General features: G+C 66.7%; 24 protein-coding genes. 13 read left to right on the top strand and 11 right to left on the bottom strand.

Annotation, left to right across the window (positions count from 1 at the left end):
- Position 1: 1 nt before the first annotated feature.
- The 3 genes from ACSFA7_RS13630 to ACSFA7_RS13640 all read left to right on the top strand — a co-directional run bounded on the left by ACSFA7_RS13630 (position 2) and on the right by ACSFA7_RS13640 (position 4,485).
- On the top strand, positions 2 to 1,384 hold the full coding sequence (locus ACSFA7_RS13630; RefSeq protein WP_435499851.1) for a 3-deoxy-D-manno-octulosonic acid transferase: 1,383 nt from the start codon (positions 2 to 4) through the stop codon (positions 1,382 to 1,384).
- A 138-nt stretch (positions 1,385 to 1,522) separates the two neighbouring features.
- Positions 1,523 to 4,030, top strand: coding sequence for a M23 family metallopeptidase (locus ACSFA7_RS13635; RefSeq protein WP_435499852.1), 2,508 nt, complete (start codon positions 1,523 to 1,525; stop codon positions 4,028 to 4,030).
- On the top strand, positions 4,027 to 4,485 hold the full coding sequence (locus tag ACSFA7_RS13640) for a hypothetical protein (RefSeq protein ID WP_435499853.1): 459 nt from the start codon (positions 4,027 to 4,029) through the stop codon (positions 4,483 to 4,485). Before ACSFA7_RS13635 ends, ACSFA7_RS13640 begins: the two co-directional genes overlap by 4 nt.
- A gap of 32 nt (positions 4,486 to 4,517) precedes the next feature.
- On the opposite strand, the gene ACSFA7_RS13645 is transcribed toward ACSFA7_RS13640, so the two are convergent.
- The 4 genes from ACSFA7_RS13645 to ACSFA7_RS13660 all read right to left on the bottom strand — a co-directional run bounded on the left by ACSFA7_RS13645 (position 4,518) and on the right by ACSFA7_RS13660 (position 7,878).
- On the bottom strand, positions 4,518 to 6,059 hold the full coding sequence (locus ACSFA7_RS13645) for a TolC family outer membrane protein (protein ID WP_435499854.1): 1,542 nt from the start codon (positions 6,057 to 6,059) through the stop codon (positions 4,518 to 4,520).
- A gap of 22 nt (positions 6,060 to 6,081) precedes the next feature.
- Positions 6,082 to 6,417, bottom strand: a complete 336-nt coding sequence (locus tag ACSFA7_RS13650; RefSeq protein WP_435499855.1) for a rhodanese-like domain-containing protein — start codon at positions 6,415 to 6,417, stop codon at positions 6,082 to 6,084.
- Between the two features lie 13 nt (positions 6,418 to 6,430).
- Positions 6,431 to 7,108 (bottom strand): protein-L-isoaspartate O-methyltransferase family protein, encoded by a 678-nt coding sequence (locus tag ACSFA7_RS13655; RefSeq protein ID WP_206174622.1) that lies wholly within the window; start codon positions 7,106 to 7,108, stop codon positions 6,431 to 6,433.
- A gap of 92 nt (positions 7,109 to 7,200) precedes the next feature.
- Positions 7,201 to 7,878, bottom strand: a complete 678-nt coding sequence (locus ACSFA7_RS13660; RefSeq protein ID WP_206179630.1) for a TetR/AcrR family transcriptional regulator — start codon at positions 7,876 to 7,878, stop codon at positions 7,201 to 7,203.
- Between the two features lie 104 nt (positions 7,879 to 7,982).
- On the opposite strand from ACSFA7_RS13660, the gene msrA reads away from it, so the two are divergent.
- The 4 genes from msrA to ACSFA7_RS13680 all read left to right on the top strand — a co-directional run bounded on the left by msrA (position 7,983) and on the right by ACSFA7_RS13680 (position 12,217).
- Entirely contained in the window at positions 7,983 to 8,534 is a 552-nt protein-coding gene (msrA, locus tag ACSFA7_RS13665; RefSeq protein ID WP_435499856.1) for a peptide-methionine (S)-S-oxide reductase MsrA, read from the top strand.
- Between the two features lie 14 nt (positions 8,535 to 8,548).
- Positions 8,549 to 8,944 carry a hypothetical protein gene (locus tag ACSFA7_RS13670; RefSeq protein WP_435499857.1) on the top strand — a complete coding sequence of 132 codons (396 nt, stop codon included), beginning with the start codon at positions 8,549 to 8,551 and terminating at the stop codon, positions 8,942 to 8,944.
- A 78-nt stretch (positions 8,945 to 9,022) separates the two neighbouring features.
- Positions 9,023 to 11,119, top strand: coding sequence for a TonB-dependent receptor (locus ACSFA7_RS13675; protein WP_435499858.1), 2,097 nt, complete (start codon positions 9,023 to 9,025; stop codon positions 11,117 to 11,119).
- A 147-nt stretch (positions 11,120 to 11,266) separates the two neighbouring features.
- Positions 11,267 to 12,217 carry an AEC family transporter gene (locus tag ACSFA7_RS13680; protein ID WP_435499859.1) on the top strand — a complete coding sequence of 317 codons (951 nt, stop codon included), beginning with the start codon at positions 11,267 to 11,269 and terminating at the stop codon, positions 12,215 to 12,217.
- 149 nt (positions 12,218 to 12,366) lie between these two features.
- Here the strand turns inward: ACSFA7_RS13680 and ACSFA7_RS13685 are convergent, their stop codons facing one another.
- Positions 12,367 to 12,717: a hypothetical protein gene (locus tag ACSFA7_RS13685; RefSeq protein WP_435499860.1), complete on the bottom strand. Its 351-nt coding sequence runs from the start codon at positions 12,715 to 12,717 to the stop codon at positions 12,367 to 12,369.
- A gap of 39 nt (positions 12,718 to 12,756) precedes the next feature.
- Between ACSFA7_RS13685 and ACSFA7_RS13690 the strand changes: the two genes are divergently transcribed.
- Positions 12,757 to 13,947, top strand: a complete 1,191-nt coding sequence (locus ACSFA7_RS13690; RefSeq protein ID WP_435499861.1) for an OmpA family protein — start codon at positions 12,757 to 12,759, stop codon at positions 13,945 to 13,947.
- Between the two features lie 6 nt (positions 13,948 to 13,953).
- Here ACSFA7_RS13690 and pdxH read toward each other — a convergent pair whose 3' ends face one another.
- Positions 13,954 to 14,607: a pyridoxamine 5'-phosphate oxidase gene (gene pdxH / locus ACSFA7_RS13695; protein ID WP_042581071.1), complete on the bottom strand. Its 654-nt coding sequence runs from the start codon at positions 14,605 to 14,607 to the stop codon at positions 13,954 to 13,956.
- A 29-nt stretch (positions 14,608 to 14,636) separates the two neighbouring features.
- On the opposite strand from pdxH, the gene ACSFA7_RS13700 reads away from it, so the two are divergent.
- The gene (locus tag ACSFA7_RS13700; protein ID WP_435499862.1) at positions 14,637 to 15,203 is read left to right on the top strand and encodes a nucleotidyltransferase family protein; all 567 of its coding nucleotides are present in this window, start codon (positions 14,637 to 14,639) and stop codon (positions 15,201 to 15,203) included.
- Between the two features lie 5 nt (positions 15,204 to 15,208).
- Here ACSFA7_RS13700 and ACSFA7_RS13705 read toward each other — a convergent pair whose 3' ends face one another.
- Together ACSFA7_RS13705 and ACSFA7_RS13710 are read right to left on the bottom strand one after the other, a co-directional pair.
- On the bottom strand, positions 15,209 to 15,748 hold the full coding sequence (locus ACSFA7_RS13705) for a superoxide dismutase family protein (protein WP_013542668.1): 540 nt from the start codon (positions 15,746 to 15,748) through the stop codon (positions 15,209 to 15,211).
- Complete coding sequence (locus ACSFA7_RS13710) at positions 15,745 to 16,452, bottom strand: gamma-glutamylcyclotransferase (protein WP_435499863.1); 708 nt, start codon at positions 16,450 to 16,452, stop codon at positions 15,745 to 15,747. The genes ACSFA7_RS13705 and ACSFA7_RS13710 overlap by 4 nt, the downstream gene beginning before the upstream one ends.
- Positions 16,453 to 16,587: 135 nt before the next feature.
- On the opposite strand from ACSFA7_RS13710, the gene ACSFA7_RS13715 reads away from it, so the two are divergent.
- The 4 genes from ACSFA7_RS13715 (at position 16,588) to ACSFA7_RS13730 (ending at position 20,550) form a co-directional block, all read left to right on the top strand.
- On the top strand, positions 16,588 to 17,151 hold the full coding sequence (locus ACSFA7_RS13715; RefSeq protein WP_435499864.1) for an OmpA family protein: 564 nt from the start codon (positions 16,588 to 16,590) through the stop codon (positions 17,149 to 17,151).
- Positions 17,152 to 17,351: 200 nt separating this feature from the next.
- Positions 17,352 to 19,187 (top strand): phosphogluconate dehydratase, encoded by a 1,836-nt coding sequence (gene edd, locus ACSFA7_RS13720; protein ID WP_435499865.1) that lies wholly within the window; start codon positions 17,352 to 17,354, stop codon positions 19,185 to 19,187.
- Positions 19,178 to 19,819, top strand: coding sequence for a bifunctional 4-hydroxy-2-oxoglutarate aldolase/2-dehydro-3-deoxy-phosphogluconate aldolase (gene eda, locus ACSFA7_RS13725; protein WP_435499866.1), 642 nt, complete (start codon positions 19,178 to 19,180; stop codon positions 19,817 to 19,819). Before edd ends, eda begins: the two co-directional genes overlap by 10 nt.
- Positions 19,820 to 19,821: 2 nt before the next feature.
- Positions 19,822 to 20,550, top strand: coding sequence for a haloacid dehalogenase type II (locus ACSFA7_RS13730; protein WP_435499867.1), 729 nt, complete (start codon positions 19,822 to 19,824; stop codon positions 20,548 to 20,550).
- Here the strand turns inward: ACSFA7_RS13730 and ACSFA7_RS13735 are convergent, their stop codons facing one another.
- The 3 genes from ACSFA7_RS13735 to ACSFA7_RS13745 form a co-directional block, all read right to left on the bottom strand.
- A complete protein-coding gene (locus ACSFA7_RS13735) occupies positions 20,551 to 21,111 on the bottom strand; it encodes a DUF1697 domain-containing protein (RefSeq protein WP_435499868.1) in 561 nt (186 codons plus the stop codon). It lies immediately after the preceding gene.
- 17 nt (positions 21,112 to 21,128) lie between these two features.
- A complete protein-coding gene (gene gloA / locus ACSFA7_RS13740) occupies positions 21,129 to 21,542 on the bottom strand; it encodes a lactoylglutathione lyase (protein ID WP_435499869.1) in 414 nt (137 codons plus the stop codon).
- 63 nt (positions 21,543 to 21,605) lie between these two features.
- Positions 21,606 to 22,286 (bottom strand): glutathione S-transferase family protein, encoded by a 681-nt coding sequence (locus ACSFA7_RS13745; protein ID WP_435499870.1) that lies wholly within the window; start codon positions 22,284 to 22,286, stop codon positions 21,606 to 21,608.
- Positions 22,287 to 22,306: the final 20 nt, after the last annotated feature.

Genomic DNA, 22,306 nt, shown 5'->3' on the forward strand with positions numbered 1-22,306 from the left:
TGTGCGTTCCCTGCTGCTGCGCCTGTACGGCGCCTTCACCACCGTTGTGCAACCGCTGGTGCGCCGCAAGCTGCGGCGCCGCGCGGAGGCCGAGCCGGGCTATGCCGTGGCCGTCGAGGAGCGCTTCGGCCACTACGACGAATCCATCGTCGGCGAGGCCCAGTGCTGGGTGCACGCGGTGTCGCTCGGCGAGACGCGCGCGGCCGCGATTCTCATCGCCGAACTGCGGCGGCAGTACCCAGGCATTCCGATCCTGCTGACGCACGGCACCGCCACCGGCCGCGAGGAGGGCGCCAAGCTGCTCGAGCCCGGCGACACGCAGGTCTGGCAGCCGTGGGACACGCCGGGCGCCGTCGCGCGCTTCCTGGACCGCTTCAAGCCGCGCATCGGCGTGCTGATGGAAACCGAGGTCTGGCCCGAGATGGCCGCGGCCTGCGCCGAGCGCCGCATTCCGCTGGTGCTGGCCAATGCGCGGCTCAACGAGAAATCGCTGGCCGCGGCCGAGCGCCTGGGCTGGCTCGCGCGGCCTGCCTATTCGGCGCTCACGGCCGTGTGGGCGCAGACCGAGGCCGACGCGCACCGGCTGGTGTCGCTCGGCGCCAAGGTGGCCGGCATCTACGGCAACCTCAAGTTCGATGCGACGCCCGACGCACGGCAACTCACCGCGGCGACTTCGCTGCGCGAACGCCTGCCCAAGCCCATGGTCGTGCTCGCCAGTTCGCGCGACGGCGAGGAGCGGCTGCTGCTCGAGGTGCTCAAGCGCTTCGGCGCAACGTCGCCCGTGCCGCCCGAGCAGGGCGCGATCCGCTCGATCGCCAAGCGTGTGCACGACGTGCAGTGGATGATCGTGCCGCGCCATCCGCAACGCTTCGACGAGGTGGCGGCGCTGATCGAATCGCAGGGGTTCGCGGTGGCACGCCGCAGCGCGGCAGGCCAGCCGTCCGATGCGGAGATCTGGCTCGGCGATTCGCTCGGCGAGATGGCGCTGTACTACGGCCTGGCCGACGTGGCGCTGCTCGGCGGCAGCTTCGAGCCGCTGGGCGGGCAGAACCTCATCGAGCCGGCCGCGTGCGGCTGCCCGGTGGTGATGGGCCCGTCGACCTTCAATTTCGCCGAGGCGGCGCAACTGTCGCTGGCGGCCGGTGCGTCGCTGCGCGTCGAAGGCATGGAGCAGGCGGTGACGGCGGCGCTGAAGCTGGTGGAGAACCCCGAGCGTCGTGCGGCGATGGCGCAGGCTGCGCTGGAGTTCTCGTCGTCGAACCGTGGGGCGGCCGAACGGACGGCGGCTGCGGTGTTGGCCATTGCGCAGGCTGCGGAGCCGGTGACTGTGGAAGGTGTGGGCGCACCACTGGATGAAGCCAGGGCGGAACCCACGCTGGACTGAGCTTTTTCGGCGGTGCCGAATTTTTCACGGATCAGGCTGAGGGGTGACGCGCGCCCCTCCGATCCCTGTCCAGGGTGACCATTGTTTGCAGTGTGAGCAGGGCGGCCGCCGCAAACTGCCTCGACTTTTTTCCTTGCCATGGAAGCTGTCGATGTTGTCCTTGCTCTCGATCTCATCTCCTGCGTTGTCTCCTGTTCCCGGTTCGGCGCGCGACGCCTGCTTCCGGACCTCGGCCGATTCGCCTTGCGAGCACATCGCATGATCATCAGCCCGCCTTTTCTGCCCGATCACGCCGGGCAATCCGAGGACGCCTGGCTCGACATGGCGATGGGGCAGCCCGCTTCGCGCTTGACGAGCACCCAGGCGCCTGAGGGCTCGTTTCCCCTGAGCCTGAAACTGGCTTGGCATAACGGAATTCATATCCAGGCGCCGCAGTCCGGTGGGGCGTACCTGCCAGTGCGTGCCATCGCGGACGGCAAGGTCGTCTTCGTCCATTCCCCCACTGCGCAGAACGCCGAGCTCGACCACCCGCTCAACTACAACCCGTTCCACGCCGATGTGCCATCCGCCGCCTGGACCAGCGACGGCTTCCTCGTCATCGAACACAAGACCGAGATCGGTGTCGCGGGGGCGCTCCCTGTCGAAATCGTCTACTACAGCGTTTGCATGCATCTGGGCAGCATTGCCGCTTGCCCCAGAACAGGGGTTCCATGGTCGACCGGCAATGTCGTCTACCGCAAGGAAGAGCTTGGGGCACCGGGGGAAGTCTACGGCCATGCCGGGCAGATCCATTTCGAGATTTGCTGCAACAAGGCGAACCTCGCGTTGTTGACGAAGCGCGGGCCTGACTGGGTCGATCCGTTGGCCCTGCCGCCGCCTGTTGCCGATGGCCGCACTGACAGCGTCTTCGGCAGTGCCTATGTCTATCTGCCCGCCGGCACACCGACAAGTACGAGCCAGCCGACCCATCATTTGCGCCCAAGCGGCAACGTGAGTGGCGCGGCAAGCGCCGCCTCCGACCATTTCCCGCCCAACACGCTGCACACCCCTTTGTGGGTGCAGATCACCTATGGGAACGGAGGCGCGACTCTGGCGAGCTACGACCGGCATGGCGTGCCCATCAGCTCGCCCAGGAACGATAGTCGGGATGACTACATTGGTCGAGCCAATGCTCTGGCGGCAGCGAGTCGCCGCTTCGAATATGACCTGTGCGCCGCCGCCAATGATCGCCACGATGCATTAGGTGCTGCTGCCCAAGCTGGAAGCAGCCCCAGCGGCTGGTATGAGCTGCTGCGTTTTGGGCGCAACCTGGGAACCGATCCGCTCCCTGCCAATGCAGCGCACTGGCGCAAGATCGTCACGTCTTCGGGGGAGGTATGGGCCGACCTCAATGCACAAGGTACCTTCAAGTTCAGCGACGCCGATTTCCTGGCCGTCATGGGCTGGAACTGCTTCGATGACGACCCTGCACCCGCCGATCAGCGGTGCGATTCCCTGCACATGAAAACGCTGATCCGTGACCCCGATCCCGCGAACGCGCAACGCATGGAGCCTGCCCAGTTGGCGCGCCGATTGGGTGAGCCCGAAGTAAGAAAAAAACTTCGACGTGCCATCTGCAACTTCCCCAGCGAATGGGATCAGCGAAGCATCGAGGCGCGCTATGGCTGGCTGGAAACCGAGGACTTCAAAACCACGGACGATGATGCCGCGAGCGCACAGAAGTGGAACCGCTTCGTGAAGCACGCAAAAGCGCTCAGTTTTCCTGACCTCCCCGCGGAGCTACGAGATGCTGAGTGGCGGTTTCATCCGAGGGAGTTCGTAGGGCACATGAGGCGATGCGGATGGCTGAGCGCGCAGGAACTGGCGCAATGCTTTCCGCGAAGACAGTTGCATCTGAACGGTACTTCTTTCATCTCATCGGCAGTTACGTGGCAAACAGCAATTGCACGAGCAAATGAATGGGCGCGTCCATTCAACAGGGCGACAAGAAAATATGGAATAAGCACATCCAGACAGAGACTGCTTCATCTCTTTTCTCACGTTATTCCCGAAACTGCAAATTTGAGCATGGTGAAAGAAGGAGGCGGAGAGCGTGCGGCCTACAGTCCATATTATGGGCGTGGACTTATCCAATTGACGCATCTCGGAAATTACAAAGAATATGGAGAATTTCGTGGCTTCAGAAGAACATTTCCTTCAGCTAATTTTCCTCAGCTTGGATGGGATCCGGATGTTTTGATTGCCCGAGACAACAGAGGTGGGCGCAATGCTGAAAATTGCGTGGACAGTGCTTGTTTTTACTTGGTGAAAAGAGCGAACATGCTAAGTCATCTGGATTCTGGAATCTCGCAGGCGAATGCCATCACGGTCAGCAAAGATGTCAATGGTTATGTGGCAATTGAGAACTTGAACGGCCTGGATGCTCGCTTGCAAAGCCTGACCTATCTTAAATACGTGCTCCTCGAAAATGTGACCCGCAATGCTACTGAGACGATCAGCTTTGCGTGGCGCAGGAATAGCCGAAAAGAGGCGGCTTTGGATGCTCAGGGTCGGCCGATTACAGCCGGAATACCTCCACGTCCCGTTATGAAATATTATCTTGGCCAGCACACGATAGACATACCACTTGAAAGACAAAAGCCGTGACGAAAGAGATTGTCAAATCTGCAGTGGCAATTGTTTTTATATGCCTGCAAAGTCTTGGGGCCGTCAATGCTGGAATCTCCAATGAAACTGCATGCTATGTTTCCAATGATGTAAAACCCGTCAAGTTTGAGTTTCACACTTATTACGATTCGAGCCGCAAATGGAGCGGTGGATTCGTCAGGTATGAGAGTGCCAAGGAGTTAATTCCAGTGGTGTTCTTTTCATCAACCACAGCAGATGATTTAGGCGAGGGAATGCTTGAGCCTTCGTCGAAATGGCTGGAAATATCGCGTGAGAAAATTTCCGGGGAATATATTCTCACGCGTGAAGGCGCAGGAACAGGTGTCTCGGGGTATGTGGCGACCTACAGAAATTACGCAAAAAACAAGGTGCGCAATTTTGTATTGGCCCCGGCTGCCGGCTTCGGCGAGTCCGGCTGCAACTGGGCTAATTGAACCGTCGGGCGTCGGCCCAGTGATCGTCGGAATCAGCGCACCGGCGGATTCACGATCACCGGCGGCGCCGGTGCCGAAGGCATCGCGGGCGGCGCCGGGTTGAACGGCTGCACCGGCACGGGCGGCACCACCGGAATGCTGGGCGGTGTCACCGTCGTCGAAGGCGCGACAGAACGGTCCGCAGGCGTGGGCGATGGCACCGCCGGCGTGCTGCCATTACTCGCCAGCGTCGCATTGATCGCATTCATGTCCGCAGTCGTCAGCGTGCCGTTGGCCTGGCGCAGCTTCAGGTTGCCCAGCAGCACGTTGTAGCGCGCCTGCGCGAGGTCGCGCTTGGTCTGGAACAACTGGCTCTGGGAATTGAGCACGTCGATGTTGATGCGCACGCCCACCTGGTAGCCGAGCTTGTTGGCGTCGAGCGCGCTCTGGCTGGAGGATTCGGCCGCTTCCAGCGCCTTGACCTGGCCCGCACCCGACACGAGGCCGAGGTAGGCCGCGCGCGTCGCCTGGGCCACGCTGCGGCGGGTGCCGTCGAGCACGCTGCGCGACTGGTCTTCGAGCGCCAGCGTTTCCTTGATGCGGTTCTCGGTCGCGAAGCCGGCGAAGAGCGGCAGGTTGAAAGTGACGCCGACCGTGGCCGCGTTGACGCGCGTGCCCACGGTGCTGGTGCTGGTGCCCGTCGGGTTGCGCGTGACGTTGTAGCCCAGGTTGGCGTCGAGCGTGGGCTTGTGGCCGGCCTGCGCCTTCTGCACTTCGAGCCCGGCCACGTCGAGGCCCAGACGCGCCTGCTGGATCGCGGGATGCACCTCGTCGGCCTGCGAGACCCAAGCGTTGATGTCCGCCGGTTGGGCAGTCGGCAGCACGACGGGCACAGCCAGCGGCACGGGCACGCTGCCAGGACGGCCGACGAGCTGGTCGAGCACGATCTTCTTGACCTGCAGGTCGTTCTCGGCGGCGATCTCCTGCGCGATCACCAGGTCGTAGCGGGCCTGGGCTTCGCGCGAGTCGGTGATGGTCGAGGTGCCGACCTCGAAGTTGCGCTTGGCCGAGGCGAGCTGCTCGGCCACGGCGACCTTTTGCGCGCGCACGAGCGCCAGGCTGTCCTGGCTCGCGAGCACGTCGAAGTACGCCTGGCTCACGCGCACGATCAGGTCCTGCTCGGCGGTGGTGAGCACCGCCAGCGCAATCTCCGTCTGGCGCTTGCCCTGCTCGTAGGTGGCCCAGTTGGCGGGGCGGTAGAGCGGTTGGGTGGCGTTGATGCCGACGTTCTGCGTGTTGAAGTCGCGCGAGGCGCTGGCGCCGCGGCTGGTGCCGGTGAGGGTGTCGATGTCCAGGTTGCTGCGGTTCACGCCGGCCGTGAGCCCGACGGCCGGCAGGATGCCGGCCTTGGCCTGCGCGGCGCGCGCGACGTTGGCGTCGTACTGAGCCCGGGCGCCCTGGTACGTGGCGTCGTAGCCGCGGGCGGAGTCGTAGAGTTCGTTCAGTGTCTGGCCTTGGGCCGGCAGTGCAAGCAGGGTCGCGATAACGCTGGCGAGTGCTGCGGAAAGTGGCAGAAGCCGGGGCCGTGGAGGCATTGAACGTCCTTGAGGGAAAGAATCAGTAGCGCGGGACCGAAGGGTCGTGCGTTGACCAGGCGTCGATGCCGCCCGCCACATTGGCGAGCTGGTCAAAGCCGTTCTGGTTCAAAAATGCGGCCACGCGCTGGCTGCGCGCGCCGTGATGGCAGAGGCATGCAATGCGCTGGCCTTCGCCCAACTCGGCGAGGCGGCCCGGAATCTCATTCATCGGGATTGCCACCAGCGTGAAGCCTGCGGGCGCGACGCTCGCCGTCTGCAGCTCCCACGGTTCGCGCACGTCGAGCAGTACGGGGGCGGCATTGGCGTCCTGCGCGAACCAGGCGGCGAGGTCGGCGGGGCGGACTTGGTCGATCATGGGTGCGGCCCGCTCAGAACGAGAAGCGCGAGGGCTCGGGGAAGTTCAGGAGGCGCGGCGCCACGGTGTCCCAGGGCTGGACCGTGTCCCACTTGCTTTCGCTCGAGCGCGTGACGAAGTGGGCACGCATCATCGGCTCTTCGCCCACGATGGCCGCGAGGCGACCGCCGACCTTCAGCGAACCCAGCAGGTTCTGCGGAATGCGGGCGACCGAGCCGCTCAGCACGATCACGTCGAAGCTCGGGCCGCTGGGCAGGGGCACGGCGCCGTCCGCATGGCGCACTTCGACGTTGCTCACGCCGTTCCGGCGCAGCGTCTCGGCGGCGCTGGCGGCCAGCACGGGGTTGATCTCGAGCGACAGCACCTGGGCGGCGCGGGCGCCGAGCAGGGCGGCCATGAAGCCCGAACCGGTGCCGATTTCAAGCACGGACTCGTGTTTCTGCACTTTCAGGTCGTGCAGCGTGCGGGCCTCGACCTTGGGCGACAGCATGAATTCGCCGGGCACGGAGCCGTCGAGCAGCGGCAGTTCCATGTCGAAGAAGGAGAGCGTGCGGTGGGCTTCCGGCACGTAGTCTTCCCGGTGGATGGTGGCCAGCAGGTCGAGGATGTCCAGGTCCAGCACATCCCAGGGGCGGATCTGCTGTTCGATCATGTTGAAGCGCAAGCGCTCGAGGGTGGGGGTGGGGTTCATGGCGTGGCTTTCCTTGTGGGCTCAGGACAAACCTTCAATTTTAGGTGGCCCGGATGACGCCAGCGGCCCGCTCGGCCATACAAAAGTCTTCTTCATGCCTTGTCTCCGGGGCGCACGCTGAGCCCGTAGAGCACGGTTTCGGCCTGGGTGGCGACGAATTTTTCGGGGTCCAGGGCGCTTTCTCCGTCGACGCAGACCATGGCCGAATGCTTCCAGAGCATCAGGAAGACCATGGGCGCGATCACCGAATAGATCGCGTGGTCGATGTCGACCGGCGCGAATTCACCGCGGTCGATGCCGCGCTGCAGGATGCGCCGCAGCAGGTCGTGGCCGGGGCGCACCACCTGCTGGCGGTAGAACTCCGCCAGCTCGGGAAAATTGCCGCCTTCGCTCATCATCAGCTTGGTCAGGCCCGAGGCCTTGGTCATGCCCACGCGCTCCCACCACACGTTCATGCAGTAGCGCAGCATCTCGGCGGTGGTGCCTTCGAAGGCCTCGAATTCGGCGTTCCACTCGGTGAAACGGCCGCCCAGGCTTTCCATGATCACGGCCTTGAAGAGCTCTTCCTTGCTCGGAAAATACAGAAAGAGGGTGCCCTTGGAGACCCCGGCGCGCGCCGCCACTTCCTCCGATCGGGTGGCGGCAAAGCCTTTTTCGACGAACAGGTCGAGCGCGGCAGCCAGCAGTTCGCCGGGGCGCGCTTCCTTCCGGCGTTCGCGCTTGGAGCGGACCGGGCAGAACTTGTCGACGAGGGAACGGGGAGTGGACATGTGGGTTAATGACTCGCGGGTTAGTAATGTAGTGACCGGCATCCGTCACGTCAAGCCGCGACAATATCGGGTTCGCCGATTCCCAACCTGCCGGAGCAGTGCCCATGTCTTCCTCACCGTCGCCCACCGAAACCATCGTGATTGGCGGGGGCTGCTTCTGGTGCACCGAAGCGGTCTTCGACCGTGTGCAGGGCGTGGTGGACGTGGAGTCGGGTTATTGCAACGGCCAGGTCGTCAATCCGACCTACGAGCAGGTCTGCACCGGCCGCACCGGCCACGCCGAGGTCGTGAAGCTTCAATTCGACCCCGCCCAGATCAGCCTGCGCGAGATCCTCGAGATCTTCTTCGTCGTGCATGACCCGACAACCCTCAACCGCCAGGGCAACGACGTCGGCACCCAGTACCGCAGCGGCATCTACTACACGAACGACGCGCAAAAGCAGGTGGCAGAAGACGTGATCCGCGAGATCGAGGCCAGCAAGACCTACAGCGCGCCCGTCGTGACCGAGGTGGCGCCGCTCGCCAACTATTCGACGGCCGAGGCCTACCACCAGGACTATTTCCTGAACAACCCGAACCAGGGCTACTGCGCGTTCGTCGTCGGCCCGAAGGTCGAGAAGTTCCAGAAGACTTTCGCCTCCCGCGTCAAGGCCTGACCTCCTCCGTTTCCGTGCAGCTCGCCACCCGTCCATCCCCGCACTTATCGACCCGCGCGATCCTCGTCGTGCTGGCGATCGCGCTGTGGTTCGCGGGCACGCTGGGCGTGATGCACCGTTCGCTGCACGTGCCCGGCCTGCCGGCTGCGGCGGCGACGGTCCAGGCGACACAAGCTGACAAGGGCGTCCATGCGCACGCGGGCCATGGCGTGGTCAGCCTCTTCGGCGATCACACCGACGCCGAGTGCCGGCTGTACGACCAGCTCTCGCATGGATCGAGCGTCCCCGGCGTGCCGCTGGTGGTGCTGCCGGTGCTGCTGCCCTCGGCCACTTTTGCCTATCTGCAGGGCGAAGCCATCGCCCGCTGGGTTGCGCTCTTCGACGCGCGCGGCCCGCCTTCCACTCGCTGAATCCCCCCGTGTTCCGGTCGCTGCGCCTGCCTTGTGCGGGTGACGGCGTGCCGTCCATCGATTCAACGAGTGTTCACCATGATTCCCAATTTCCGTCGCAACGCCATCGGCGTCGCCGTCCTCTCGCTCGCCTTCGCCGCTGCGTCCCACGCCCAGACCCAGGAAGTCGCTCAGCCCCAGCCCGCCAATGACGCCAGCCTGCCCGCGATCACCGTCACCGGCAATCCGCTCGGTGCCAACGACCTGATCGCGCCGACCGTCACGCTCTCGGGGGAAAAACTCCTGCTGCGTTCCGACTCGACCCTCGGCGAAACGCTCAACAACCTGCCCGGCGTGAGCAGCAGCTACTTCGGCCCCAACGCCAGCCGCCCGATCATCCGCGGGCAGGACGGCGACCGCATCCGCATCCTGCAGAACGGCGGCGGCGCGCCCGACGCCTCGGCGCTGAGCTACGACCACGCGGTGCCGGTCGACGCGCTGGTCACCGACCGCATCGAAGTGCTGCGCGGCCCCTCGGCGCTGCAGTACGGCGGCAGCGCGGTGGGGGGCGTGGTCAACGTGATCGACAACCGCATCCCGACCGAGCCCATCAACGGTTTCGGCGGCCGCGCCGACCTGGGCTTTTCTACCGGCAACAAGGAAAAGAACGGCGGCGTGGTGCTCGAAGGCGGCAACGACCGCTTCGCGCTGCACGTCGACGCCTTCAACCGCGACTCGAAGGACGTCTCGGTGCCCATCGACCTGAACTGCGAAAAGCCCGGCTCGCCCTGGCGCGCCCGCAAGATCTGCAACTCGGCCAACGAGGCGAACGGCGGCGCGGTCGGCGGCACGCTGTTCTTCGACCAGGGCTGGATCGGCGCCTCCGCCAGCACCTACCGCAGCAACTACGGCACCGTGGCCGAGGACGACGTGACCATCCGCATGAAGTCCGACCGCTATGCGCTCGAAGGCGAATGGCGCCCGGGCGGCATCATCAGCAGCATCCACGCGAAGGTGAGCCACACCAACTACCGCCACACCGAGTTCGAGGGCCCCGAGGCCGGCACCACCTTCTCGAACATGAGCAACGACCTGCGCATCGAGGCACGTCACCAGAAGATCGGCAACTTCGAAGGCCTGGTCGGCTTCAGCAGCGAGACCAACCGCTTCGCCGCCGACGGCGAGGAGGCCTTCGCGCCGCACAGCCGCACGCGTTCCAACGCGCTCTTTCTCTATGAAGAGTACGGCGCCTCGTGGGGCAAGCTGAGCTTCGGCGCGCGCACCGAGAAGGTCCGCATCCGTTCGCAGGGCTATCCGGACGATCCGTCGATCACCCGCTTTGCCATCGGCGAGCGCACCTTCAATCCGCACAGCGCGGCGTTCGGCGCGCTGGTCAACCTCACGCCGCAGTGGCAGTTGACCTCGAACCTCGCCTACACCGAGCGCGCGCCGAAGGACTACGAACTGCTCGCCAACGGCCCGCACGTGGCCACGGCCGCGTGGGAAGTGGGCGACCCGAACCTGAAGAAGGAAAAGTCGACCGGCCTGGACCTCGGCGCGCAATGGAAGTCGGGCCCCAACACGGCCCGTGTGAATGCCTACGTCACGCGCTTCAGCAACTACATCGGCCTCACCGCCTCGGGCCGCACGCTCGACGAAGAAGGCCAGGTGGCTGAACCTGACGCGACCGACACGCTGGCCGAGTACGTCTACAGCGGCGTGCGCGCGCGCTTCACCGGCATCGAGGCCAACGGCAACCTGCGCCTGCTGGGCAACGACGGCTTCGCGCCGATGCCCGACGCCTCGACGCTCGACCTCGAATGGCGCGGCGACGTGGTGCGCGCGAAGAACCTGGACACCGGCGAGCCGCTGCCGCGCATCGCGCCGTTCCGCACCGGCGCGACGCTGGTCTACGGCAACGGGCCGTGGAGCGCGCGCCTGGGCTTCGACTACAACGCGGCGCAGCGCCACGTGCCGAGCGTCGGGGCGCGCGAGACCGATGCGTACACGCTGTGGAACGCCGCGATCTCCTACCGCATGAAGGTGCAGCGCGCCAACCTCACCTGGTATGCGCGCGTCGACAACATCACCAACAAGCTGGCCTACAGCCCGACGTCGATCCTGACGACGACGGTGTATCCGAACGCGCCGTTGCCGGGGCGTTCGCTGAAGGTCGGGTTGCGCGTGACGTTCTGATCCTTGTCTTTCTCCCTCCCCCTCTAGGGGAGGGCAGGGGTGGGGGCTCGCGGCGTTGGATGAAGCATTGCGCCGAACAAGCGCCGCTTGCCCCCATCCCAACCTTCCCCCAGCGGGGGAAGGAGCAAGGCAGCTTATCCTCGATGGGTGAACTCCTTCGTCATCTCATCGCTGCTCCCCGTCGTCATCCTCATCGCCGCGGGCTACCTGGCCGGCAGGCGCCGATGGATCGGCGGCAATGCGGTCAAGGACCTGTCGAACCTCATCTTCCTGCTGCTCGCGCCCGCGCTGCTGTTCCGCGCCATGAGCACGGTGCATGTGCAGGAGCTCAGCCTCAAGCCGGTTGCCGCGTACTTCATCGCCTCCGGGCTGCTGTTCGCAGGCACGCTCGCGCTGCGCGGATTCAACCGCACGGCCGCGGTGATCGCGCTGGCCAACACCTACAGCAACACCGTGATGATCGGCATCGCGCTCGTCGGCCTGGGCTATGGCGAGGCGGGCATGGTGGTGCTGCTGACGCTCATCTCGCTGCATTCGCTGGTGCTCATGACCAGCGCCACGCTCGTGCTCGAACTGGCCGTCGCACGTGAACATGCGGTGGTCAGCGGCGAAGAGAAACGCTCGATGGCGCGCACCGTGCTGCGGGCCCTGCGCAACGCCATCATTCACCCGGTGCCGCTGCCGATCATCGCGGGCCTGCTGTTCGCGCAGACCGGCCTCGTGATGCCCGAGGTGATCGACAAGCCGATCCAGCTGCTCGGCCAGGCCTTCGGTCCGGTGGCGCTCGTCATGGTGGGTATCACGCTCGCGCTCACCCCCATCGGGCGGCACTGGCGCGGCGCGCTGGTGCAGGCGCTGGTGAAGAACTTGTTGCATCCGCTGCTGGTGGCCGGCATCGGCTGGCTGCTCGGCGTGCGCGGCATTCCGCTCACCGTGATGGTGGTGGCGGCGGCGCTGCCCATCGGCGCCAACGTGTTCCTGTTCTCGCAGCGCTACCGCACGGCCGAGGACCTCGTCACGGCCAGCGTGGCCGTGTCCACGGTGCTGGCGCTGGGCACCCTCACGCTCGTGATGATCTGGGTGCAGTGGCTTCCCTGAGAAGCTGAGTCCTTCGGTTCTCCCTTCGCCGCCGCTTCGCGGTCTTTCGCTCTATCGGCCGCCCGCCGGCCCCTATGCCGTTTGGCAGGGGTGGCCGTTTGGTGGAATGGCGCGCGGCGCCTGTCGCCCTACATTTGCCGGCTGATGATTTACCCGGCGTGCTCTTCGCCCCTTGTTGCTATGGCGGTGGTCGCGACGGTGATCGCGCTCGGCTCACCCGCGCAGGCGGCGGCCGATGGCAAGCCGTGCAGGACGCCGTGCCTCTCGGTCAACGTGCCGCGCGAGGCGCCCGAAAAGCCGGCGGAGGCCGAAGCGAGGCCCGCAACCGCAGCCAGGCCGAACGCAAAGCCCAGGCCGCATGCCACGGCGTCGGCAACGCCTGCGCCGCAGCAACACGAAGCGCAGAGAGAGCCCGTTGCGAAAAGACCCGCGCCCTCGAAACGCTGCACCGACATCAACATGCGCGCCGCCGTCGGCGAGCCGTTGTCGGACGAAGACATGAAGACATTGAGGAGTCAGTGCTGATGATGAACACCAACATGCAAAGGGTCCGCACCGCACTGCGCGTGCTGACGCTGTGCGCCGCCGCGCTCGCCGCCGCCTGCGCGAACCGCCCCGTGCCGGGCAATGCCATGCCCTTCGACCAGGCCGTCAACCAGGCGGTGGACGACCTGATGGTGCAGACGCAGAAGCTGCCGGCCTTTCTTGCGAAGGTGGAGTCGCTTTCGCAGCGCCGCATCGTGATCGACCCGCTGCTCGACGGCGCGAGCGGCCAGCAGACCGAGGTGACGCGCGTGGCCGAGCAGCGCATCGTGCAGCGCATGCAGGCGCAGTTCAAGCAGTTCACCGTGTCCCCGTTCAACACCGCCGAGATCGGCAATGCGCAGTACGTGCTCAACGGCACGCTGATGCGCGACAAGGACGCCACCGCCGGCGGGCGCTACCGCCTGAACCTCGCGCTGACCGAGATCAAGAGCGGCGTGGTGATCGCGCAGTCGGTCGCGCGCATCAGCGACGCGACGCTCGACACGCGGCCCACCGCGTTCTTCCGCGACAGCCCGGTGAGCGGCAAGGACCGCGGCGTGGAGGGCTACATCCGCACCGCCGAAACCCAGCCGGGGCAGGCGGCCGATGCGCTGTATCTGGAACGCCTGCCGACATCGACCGTGCTGCAGGAGGCCACCGCGGCCTACGAGGCCGGCCGCATGAGCGAGGCGCTCAGCCGCTACGAGGCGGCGGCCAAGCGGCCCGACGGGCAGCAGCTGCGCATCTACAGCGGCCTGTATCTCACGCAGTCGCAACTCGGGCGCACGGCCGATGCGGAAAAGACCTTCGGCACCATCGCGCGTCTGGGCCTGGAAACCAACAACCTGAGCGTCAAGTTCCTGTTCAAGCCGGGCTCGACCGACTTCCTCGCTGACCCGAAGATCAGCGCGGCCTATCCGATGTGGCTGCGGCAGATCGCGCGCCAGGCGGCGCAGATCGATTCGTGCGTGGTGGTGACGGGGCACACGAGCCGCACGGGCTCGGAGTCGGTCAACGAGCGGCTGTCGCTGCAGCGCGCGGTGAGCGTCAAGTCGCGGTTGGTGACCGAGGCGCCGCCGCTCGCGAAGAAGCTGCGCGAGTCGGGCATGGGCTTTCGGGAGAACATCGTCGGCACGGGGGCCGACGATGCGAGCGACGCGCTCGATCGTCGCGTTGAATTCAAGGTGGTGGCCTGCGAGGCCTGAAGCAAATCAGGGCGCGAGCCGCTCGCGCACCCAGTCCGCGCCTTCGAGCCGGTAGCGCAGCCGGTCATGCAGCCGGCTCTTGCGGCCCTGCCAGAACTCCCAGCGGTCCGGCACCAGCCGGTAGCCGCCCCAGTGCGGCGGACGCGGCGGAGAGAGCAGGTGCTTCGCCGCAGCCACGGCCGCGTTCTTCACCAGCACGTCGCGTCCGCTGATCACTTCGCTCTGCGGGCTGGCCCAGGCGCCGATGCGCGAGTCGAGCGGGCGGCTGGCGAAGTAGGCGTCGCTCTCGTCGGCGCCGGCCTTCTCGACGCGGCCTTCGATGCGCACCACGCGCTCGAGCTCGACCCAGTGGAACTGCAGCGATGCATAAGGATTGCCCGACAGCTCGCGGCCCTTGCGGCTCTCGTAGTTGGTGTACCAGACGAGGCCGCGCGCGTCGTAACCCTTGATCAACACGATGCGGCTCGATGGCCGGAGGTCGCTGCCCACGGTGCACAGCGTCATCGCATTGGGCTCGGGCACCTGCGCGTCGATGGCCTCGGTGAGCCAGCGTTCGAATTGCTTCAGCGGATCGTCCGCGCTATGGGCCTCGCCGAGTTCGGCGCGCTCGTAGCTCTTGCGCAGCGCGGCGAGCGCTTCGTTGGAGAGAGGGGAAGTCATGCCGGGATTGTTGCGCACATACTCGGCCCATGATGACGAAGGCGAATTCCCCCGTGGTGATCGTGCTGGCCTCCGGCCGGGGCGAGCGCTTCATTGCAGCTGGCGGCACGGGCTCGAAACTGAAGGCTTTGCTCGCGGGCAAACCGGTGCTGGAGCGCACGCTCGATGCGGTGCGCGCGAGCGGCCTGCCGTGGCGTCTGGAGGATGCGGGTCACCCGGGCATGGGCGATTCGATTGCGGCTGCGGTGCGCGCCACGCCCGATGCCGCCGGCTGGCTGATCCTGCCGGGCGACCTGCCGCTGGTACGGCCCGAGACGCTGCGGGCCGTGGCCGGCGCGCTCAACGGCCGGGTGAACGCCGTGCAGCCGCAGTTCATGGGGGAGCGGGGCCATCCGGTCGCCTTTGCCGCCGGATGCCGCGCGCAACTCGCGGCGCTGGAGGGAAACCTTGGCGCGGCGCCCGTTCTTCGGTCGATGCGCGCTATCGATTCGGTAGCGGACCTGGCGGTGGACGATGCCGGCATCGTGACCGATATCGACACGCCAGAGGCCTTGGCGCGCGCCGAGGCGCTGTGGCTCGAACGCGCGGGGTCCTAGGCGGATCAGCCCTTCGGAATCACCGCACAGGCGATGCGCGGGCCGGAGTTGCCGGCCGGCTGCGTCGTGAAGTCGTCGCGGTCGCGGTGAACCACCAGCGCGCGGCCGACCACGTTGTTGGCGGCGCCGTCGGTCAGCGAGATCGAGTGGTCGTCCACGCTGAAGCGGGCCACGCCCCCGGCGTCGGCCACAAGGCTCGGCAGTTCGCCGGCATGGCTGCCCGGCGCGGCGAACTTGCCGTGCGTGCCGCCGGTCGGGTTGAAGTGGCCGCCCGAGGCGTTGCCGTTGTCGCCGCAATCGCCCTTTTCATGGATATGGAAGCCGTGCTCGCTACCCGGCACGAGGCCGCGCACTTCGCCCGAGACACGCACGCCGTGGTCCAGTGCGGTGAGTTTCACCGTGCCGCGGGTCGGGTTGGGCGTGATCGCGGCGGTCGGCACCAGCTCGACGGCCGTGCTGGGCTTGCCGCCCATGCTGCCGCAGGCAGCGAGCACGGCGGTGGCCAGGAGGGCGGTGCCGGTGGCGAAGAGACGACGATGGTTCATGGTTTTTCCTTGGACGGTCGGGATGAAGAAGGTTGGGAAGACGAATTGTCGGAAGACCCCAGAACATATACCGGAGCCGGGGGCGCATCGCAATCGGCGGCTGCCGCGGATGCCTCAGATGCCTGTTTGGCCTCGGCCAGCGCCACCAGCCGGGCCAGCGCCGCATCGTGGATCGAATGCCGCTGCAGCTCCAGCAGGGTCTGCTGCGCATAGTCGAGCGAGCTGCCGTACCGGCCGACCGCGTGGGCGAAGATGTGGCGGTAGCGCTCGTCGCTGAGATCGCCCGTGAAATTGGGGCTGCGCCGCGACAGCGTGAAGGCCAGCGCGTTGACCGGGCCCTCGGCCGTGCCGCAGCGCAGCCACTTGGGGTCGTACACGCCGGTGGGCATCTCGCGCAGCCAGAGGCGGCGCAGCGTTTCGAGCCCTTCGGCCTTGGGCACCCGGAACACCATGCCCCGGCAACTGCCGCCCGAGAGCAGGCCGAACACGAGGCCCGGCGTCTGGATGCTGCCGCGGTTCACGCGGCTCCACATCTTCAACGCCCGGTGCCAGCCGTGCACCCAGGCCGGGCGGCGCTCGATGAAGCCGAACTCCGGCCGCCAGATCAGCGAGCCGTAGCCGAACAGCCAGAGGTCGTCGTGCCCGCCCCAGTCGGCAATCGCGCGCTCGAGCATGGGCTGCGGATCGCGCAAGGGCTTGGGCATGGGGTCGAGGCCCGGCGGGCCCGGATTCGGCGCGGGGTCCGACACGGGCCTGTCAGGCGCGCCGCCTACAATTTCGGGGTCATGGTTCACCGCACCATTATTTACCGACCCCTCAATTACGGAGCACGCGCACCCATGAGCGACGACGACGGTCAGCAGAATTTCATCCTCGGCTTTCTCATGGCGCTGATCGCGCTGGTGATCTTCTTCGTGGTGGGCATCGTGATCTGGCACAAGGGCCACAGTGCCACCGGCGCCGCGGTCGCAGCACAGAGCAAGCCCCCGGCCTTGGTGATCTCGTCGCCCGCCCCCGGCGAGGCGCCCAAGCTGGCCGAGGTGACCGAGACGGTCACGGTCACGATCCCCGACGGCGCGAGCATCCGCGTGGTCAACGGCGTGGTGAATTTCTATTTCGCGACCGGCAGCGCCGACCTCGCACCGGGCGCCGCGGAGGCGCTGGCCGCGGTCATCAAGGGCGTGGAGAGTGGCCGCAAGGTGGTGGTCTCGGGCTTTCACGACACCACGGGCGATGCCGCCCTCAACGAATCGCTCGCGAAGAAGCGGGCCGAGATGGTGCGCGACGTGCTCGTGGGCCTGGGCGTCCCGGCCGGCAAGATCGACCTGCACAAGCCCGAGGTGACGGCGGGATCGGGCAACAACGCCGAGGCGCGCCGCGTCGAGGCCAGGCTGGTGGACTGAACCCCGCGATCCCAGCAAGAAAAGCCCGGTAACACCGGGCTTTTTCATTGGTGCGACGCCCCAGGCCGCCATGGGCCAAGCCTGCGTAAATTCGTATCGCTTGGCGCCCGGATTTCATCGGCCGTTTGCGCCTGGCTTGGTACGATGAGCCTCCAGGCCCCCAGTCGCTCCGGCGACACGCAGCAAGAGCCAATACCCCCATGAGCAGCACACATCCCACCGTCCGCGACGTCACCGATCGCATCCGCGAGCGCAGCCGTGGCCCGCGCAGCGCCTACCTCGCACGGCTTGCCGAAATCCGCAACCGCGACCGCGGTTCTGACCGGATGGGCTGCGCCAACGTGGCGCACGCCGTGGCCGGCATCCCGGCCAACGACAAGTTCAGGGTGGTGACCGAGCGCGCACCCAACATCGGCATCGTCACCGCCTACAACGACATGCTCTCGGCCCACGCGCCTTACCAAGGCTACCCGGACATCATCAAGCAGGAGGCGCGGCGCCTCGGTGCCACCGCGCAGGTGGCGGGCGGCGTGCCCGCGATGTGCGACGGTGTCACGCAGGGCACGCCCGGCATGGAGCTGAGCCTGTTCAGCCGCGACGTGATCGCCATGAGCACTGCCATTGCGCTCACGCACGACATGTTCGACGGCGCGCTGATGCTCGGCGTGTGCGACAAGATCGTGCCGGGCCTCCTGATCGGCGCACTGCACTTCGGCCACCTGCCGACCGTGTTCGTACCCGCCGGCCCGATGCCCTCGGGCCTGTCGAACAACGCCAAGTCGAAGGTGCGCGAGCAGGCGGCGCAGGGCCTCGTGGGCCGGCAGGGCCTGCTCGATGCGGAGATGGCGGCTTATCACACGGTGGGCACCTGCACTTTCTACGGCACTGCCAACAGCAACCAGATGCTGCTCGAGGCCATGGGCCTGCACGTGCCCGGCACGGCCTTCATCCAGCCCGGCGATGCGATGCGCGAGACGCTCACGCGCGAGGCGGTGCGTACGGTGCTTGGCAAGGCGGGCGAGGTCGCCTTCAACTGCCCGCCGATCGGCGAGATGGTCGACGAGCGCTGCATCGTGAACGCCATGGCCGCGCTGCTGGCCACGGGCGGTTCCACCAACCACCTGATCCACTGGGTGGCCGTGGCCCGTGCGGCAGGCATCGTGATCGACTGGGACGACTTCTCGAAGCTCTCCGACATCATTCCGCTGCTCACCCGCGTGTACCCCAACGGCAGCGCCGACGTGAACGAGTTCCAGGCTGCGGGCGGCCCAGGTTTCGTGATCGGCGAGTTGGTCGATGCGGGCTTGATGCATGGCGACGTGCTCACGGTGCGCGCCGGTGGCATCCGCGAATTCGCCAACATTCCGACCTTGGTCGAAGGCGGCGAGCAGCGCTTGAACTGGACGCCCGCCGCCCCGTCGAAGAACGACGCGGTCGCGCGCACGGTGGCCGAGCCGTTCAGCGCCACCGGCGGCTTGAAGCTGCTCAGCGGCAACCTCGGCCGCAGCGTGATCAAGGTGTCCTCCGTGCCCGACGACCGCCACGTGATCGAAGCGCCCGCGCGCGTGTTCGATTCGCAGGCCGCGCTGCAGAAGGCCTTCACCGCCGGCGAACTGGAACGCGACGTGGTCTGCGTGGTGCGCTGGCAGGGCCCGCAGGCCAACGGCATGCCCGAACTGCACAAGCTCACGCCGCCGCTGTCGGTGCTGCAGGGCAAGGGCTTCCGCGTCGCGCTGGTCACCGATGGCCGCATGAGCGGCGCGTCGGGCAAGATCCCGGCGGCCATCCACGTGTCGCCCGAAGCGGCCGCGGGCGGACCGCTGGCCAAGGTGCGCGACGGCGACGTGATCCGCCTGGACGCGGTAGCGGGTACGCTCGCCGTGCTGCTGCCCGAAGACGAATGGGCCGCGCGCGAAACCGCGACGCTGCCCGAAGCGCAGCGCATCGCCGACGGACACGGCCTCGGCCGAGAGTTGTTCGCCGGCATGCGCCGCAATGCATTGACTGCCGAAGAAGGAGCCTGCTCATGGCTGTAAACGACAAACTCACCGCGCTCGACGTGATGCGCGACGCACCGGTCATTCCGGTCATCGTGCTCAACGACGTGAAAGACGCCATTCCGCTGGCGCGCGCGCTGGTGGCCGGCGGCATCCGCATGCTCGAGGTCACGCTGCGCACGCCGCAGGCGCTGCAGTGCATCGAGGCCATCGCCAGGGAAGTGCCCGAGGCGGTGGCCGGCGCGGGCACCATCCGCAGCGCGGCCGATGCGCAGGCCTCGGCGCTGGCCGGCGCCAAGTTCGGCGTGAGCCCGGGCTACACGCGCTCGGTCGGCAAGGCCTGCCACGACCTCGGCCTGCCGCTTCTGCCCGGCGTGGCGACCGGCAGCGAAATCATGACGGCGCAGGAAGACGGCTACACCGAGCTCAAGTTCTTCCCCGCGCTGCAGGCGGGTGGCCTGCCGATGCTCAAGGCCTGGCAAGGGCCATTCGGCGACGTCACCTTCTGCCCCACGGGCGGCATCCATGCGGGCAACGCGGCCGAATTCCTCGCGCTGTCGAACGTGGCCTGCGTGGGCGGTTCGTGGATCGTGCCGACGGATGCGATCCGCGACGGCGACTGGGCACGCATCGAACAGCTGGCACGCGCCGCGAGCCAGCTGCAGCGCTGACCATGCGCGCCGACTTTGACGCGAGCGACCTCAAGGTCATCGCGTTCGACGTGTTCGGCACGGTGGTCGACTGGCACAGCGGCATCGCCGCCGAAGTCGAGCGCGTGCTGCCGGGCGTGGAAGGCGCGACCTTCGCGCTCGCCTGGCGTGCCGGCTACCAACCGGCGATGAAGGCGGTGATGGAGCGCATTGCAGCGGGCGAGGGCGGCTTCACGCTGCTCGACGAGCTGCACCTGAGCATGCTCGAGCAGGTGCTGCGCGATTTCGACCTGACCGACCGCCTCGACACCGCCGCCAAGCGCGACCTGAGCCGTGCATGGCACCGACTGCCGGCATGGCCCGATTCGGTGACGGGGCTCACGCGGCTCAAGAAGAAGTTCACCATCTGCACGCTCTCCAACGGCAACATCGGTTTGCTGACCGAGATGGCCAAGCGCGCCGGACTGCCCTGGGACTGCGTGCTGTCGGCCGAGGTGTTCAAGGCCTACAAGCCCGACCCGCGCACGTACCTGGGCGTGGCCGGCGTGTTCGATGCGACGCCGGGCCAGGTGATGCTCGCTGCCGCGCACCACGACGACCTGGCGGCCGCACGTGTCTGCGGCCTCAAGACCGCGTACATCGAGCGCCCCCACGAGTTCGGCCGCGCCAAGCCGAAGGATGTGTCGCCGCAGCCGGACAACAACCTGCATGCGCGCGACATCGACGAACTGGCAGACCTGCTCGGCTGCTGATCAATCCGTCAGGAGCTTCTCGACCGTGCGCAGGTTGCGCGCGGTCGTGCTCGATTTGTAGCGCGTCTTCGCGAGCAGCTTCGCCACCGGCGTGTCGGTGCTCTCGCCGCGTGGGCATTGCCAGTACAGCACGCCCTTGCCCTGCTTCAGCCGCTCGAGCTTCGGGTCGACGGTGCCGGCTTTCTCCATCACTTCATCGAGCATCGCGGGGTCGGAGCCGAACACGAGGTATGGGTGACGCTCCTCGTCGATGCGTTCGAAGGGATAGGCCGCAGCCATGTCGGCCACGGTTTTCTGAGTGAGCAGCACGATCCATGCGTCGTAGCCGAAGCGATTGCGCAGCGCCTGCTCGATGCGCTTGCGCAATGCGGCGGCAGCGCTCTCGTCGGTGTCGAAAAGCACGTTGCCGCTGGCGAGCACCGTGCGTACCGCATCGAAGCCGAGCTCGACAAAGAGCGCCTTCAGTTCGGCGCTCTTGATCGTGATGCCGTTGACGTTCACGCCGCGCAGCAGCGCGACGTGGCGCGCCGTCGTCTTCTTTTCTTTCTTCGGGCTGGCCATGGCAGTGCCCGAGCGCTTCAGCGAAGGCCGGCGCCTTCGGCGTGCTCGGCGCGCTGGATCAACTCGATCTTGTAGCCATCGGGATCGGTCACGAAGGCGATCACCGTCGTGCCGCCCTTGACCGGACCGGCCTCGCGCGTCACGTTGCCGCCCGCCGCCTTGATCTTCTCGCAGGCCGCGTACGCATCGGGCACGCCGAGCGCGATGTGGCCGTAGGCGGTGCCCAGGTCGTAGCTCTCGGTGCCCCAGTTGTAGGTGAGCTCGATCTCGGCCTGGTCCGGGTTGCCCTTGTCGAAGCCGAGGAAGGCGAGGCTGTACTTGTACTCGGGGTTTTCCGACGTGCGCAGCAGGTTCATGCCGAGCACCTTTGTGTAGAAGTCGATGGAGCGCTGGAGGTTGCCAACGCGCAGCATGGTGTGGAGGAATCGCATCTCGTGGTGCCGTGTAGTTATGGGAAGGGGGAAGCCGCTATTGTCGGCTTGCCGCCGTGGCGATCAAGCCGCCGCTGTCAGCAGGTGGGCCTCGTGGCGCTTCAGGAATTCCATCAGGTGCTGCGGGTACTCGGGCACCACCGCATCGCGCACGCTCGGCCGGGCGGCCAGTGCCTTGCGCCAGGCATCGACCTTGGGCAGCGCGGCGAAGATGCGCGAATCGATGAGCGTGTCGAACACCTCGAAGTAACGGAACACCGGCGCGAACACCGCATCGACCAGGCTGAAGCTCTTGCCTGCGAAGTAGGGGCCGGCGCCGAGCGCGGCCTCGACACGCTCGAACTTCGCGACCAGCGCGAGGCGCTTCTGCTCGAACACGGCCGCGTCCTGCGTGGTCTCGTAGCCCCAGAGGTCGGCGAGGATGGCCGAGCCGAACTCCATCCACGCGCGGTGCTCGGCGCGGGTGAGCGGGTCTTCGGGGTGCAGGCGGGCACCGGGCTGCGTCTCTTCGAGGTACTCGCAGATCACGTTGCTCTCGAACAGCACGGCCTCTGTGCCGTCGGGGCGCAGCACCTTCAGCAGCGGCACCTTGCCGAGCGGCGAGATGTCGAGAAACCACTGGGGCTTGTTCGCCAGATCGATCACGACGCGCTCGAAGGGCACGCCTTTTTCGCCGAGCGCGATGGCGGCGCGCTGGACATAGGGGCACAGCAGGTGGCTGACGAGGGTGAGGGGTTGGGACATGGGCTCTCCGTCTTCGGTTG

Origin of the sequence: Variovorax trehalosi (assembly GCF_051216415.1) — a bacterium.
GTDB lineage: Bacteria > Pseudomonadota > Gammaproteobacteria > Burkholderiales > Burkholderiaceae_C > Variovorax.

Bases quoted from the DNA above. Each gene is read 5' to 3' on its own strand.
- ACSFA7_RS13635 (WP_435499852.1), top strand. From the start codon at position 1,523: ATGGAAGCTGTCGATGTTGTCCTTGCTCTCGATCTCATCTCCTGCGTT.
- ACSFA7_RS13645 (WP_435499854.1), bottom strand. From the start codon at position 6,059: ATGCCTCCACGGCCCCGGCTTCTGCCACTTTCCGCAGCACTCGCCAGC.
- ACSFA7_RS13650 (WP_435499855.1), bottom strand. From the start codon at position 6,417: ATGATCGACCAAGTCCGCCCCGCCGACCTCGCCGCCTGGTTCGCGCAG.
- ACSFA7_RS13655 (WP_206174622.1), bottom strand. From the start codon at position 7,108: ATGAACCCCACCCCCACCCTCGAGCGCTTGCGCTTCAACATGATCGAA.
- ACSFA7_RS13660 (WP_206179630.1), bottom strand. From the start codon at position 7,878: ATGTCCACTCCCCGTTCCCTCGTCGACAAGTTCTGCCCGGTCCGCTCC.
- msrA (WP_435499856.1), top strand. From the start codon at position 7,983: ATGTCTTCCTCACCGTCGCCCACCGAAACCATCGTGATTGGCGGGGGC.
- ACSFA7_RS13675 (WP_435499858.1), top strand. From the start codon at position 9,023: ATGATTCCCAATTTCCGTCGCAACGCCATCGGCGTCGCCGTCCTCTCG.
- ACSFA7_RS13685 (WP_435499860.1), bottom strand. From the start codon at position 12,717: ATGTCTTCGTCCGACAACGGCTCGCCGACGGCGGCGCGCATGTTGATG.
- ACSFA7_RS13690 (WP_435499861.1), top strand. From the start codon at position 12,757: ATGCAAAGGGTCCGCACCGCACTGCGCGTGCTGACGCTGTGCGCCGCC.
- pdxH (WP_042581071.1), bottom strand. From the start codon at position 14,607: ATGACTTCCCCTCTCTCCAACGAAGCGCTCGCCGCGCTGCGCAAGAGC.
- ACSFA7_RS13700 (WP_435499862.1), top strand. From the start codon at position 14,637: ATGATGACGAAGGCGAATTCCCCCGTGGTGATCGTGCTGGCCTCCGGC.
- ACSFA7_RS13705 (WP_013542668.1), bottom strand. From the start codon at position 15,748: ATGAACCATCGTCGTCTCTTCGCCACCGGCACCGCCCTCCTGGCCACC.
- ACSFA7_RS13710 (WP_435499863.1), bottom strand. From the start codon at position 16,452: ATGCCCAAGCCCTTGCGCGATCCGCAGCCCATGCTCGAGCGCGCGATT.
- ACSFA7_RS13715 (WP_435499864.1), top strand. From the start codon at position 16,588: ATGAGCGACGACGACGGTCAGCAGAATTTCATCCTCGGCTTTCTCATG.
- edd (WP_435499865.1), top strand. From the start codon at position 17,352: ATGAGCAGCACACATCCCACCGTCCGCGACGTCACCGATCGCATCCGC.
- eda (WP_435499866.1), top strand. From the start codon at position 19,178: ATGGCTGTAAACGACAAACTCACCGCGCTCGACGTGATGCGCGACGCA.
- ACSFA7_RS13730 (WP_435499867.1), top strand. From the start codon at position 19,822: ATGCGCGCCGACTTTGACGCGAGCGACCTCAAGGTCATCGCGTTCGAC.
- ACSFA7_RS13735 (WP_435499868.1), bottom strand. From the start codon at position 21,111: ATGGCCAGCCCGAAGAAAGAAAAGAAGACGACGGCGCGCCACGTCGCG.
- gloA (WP_435499869.1), bottom strand. From the start codon at position 21,542: ATGCGATTCCTCCACACCATGCTGCGCGTTGGCAACCTCCAGCGCTCC.
- ACSFA7_RS13745 (WP_435499870.1), bottom strand. From the start codon at position 22,286: ATGTCCCAACCCCTCACCCTCGTCAGCCACCTGCTGTGCCCCTATGTC.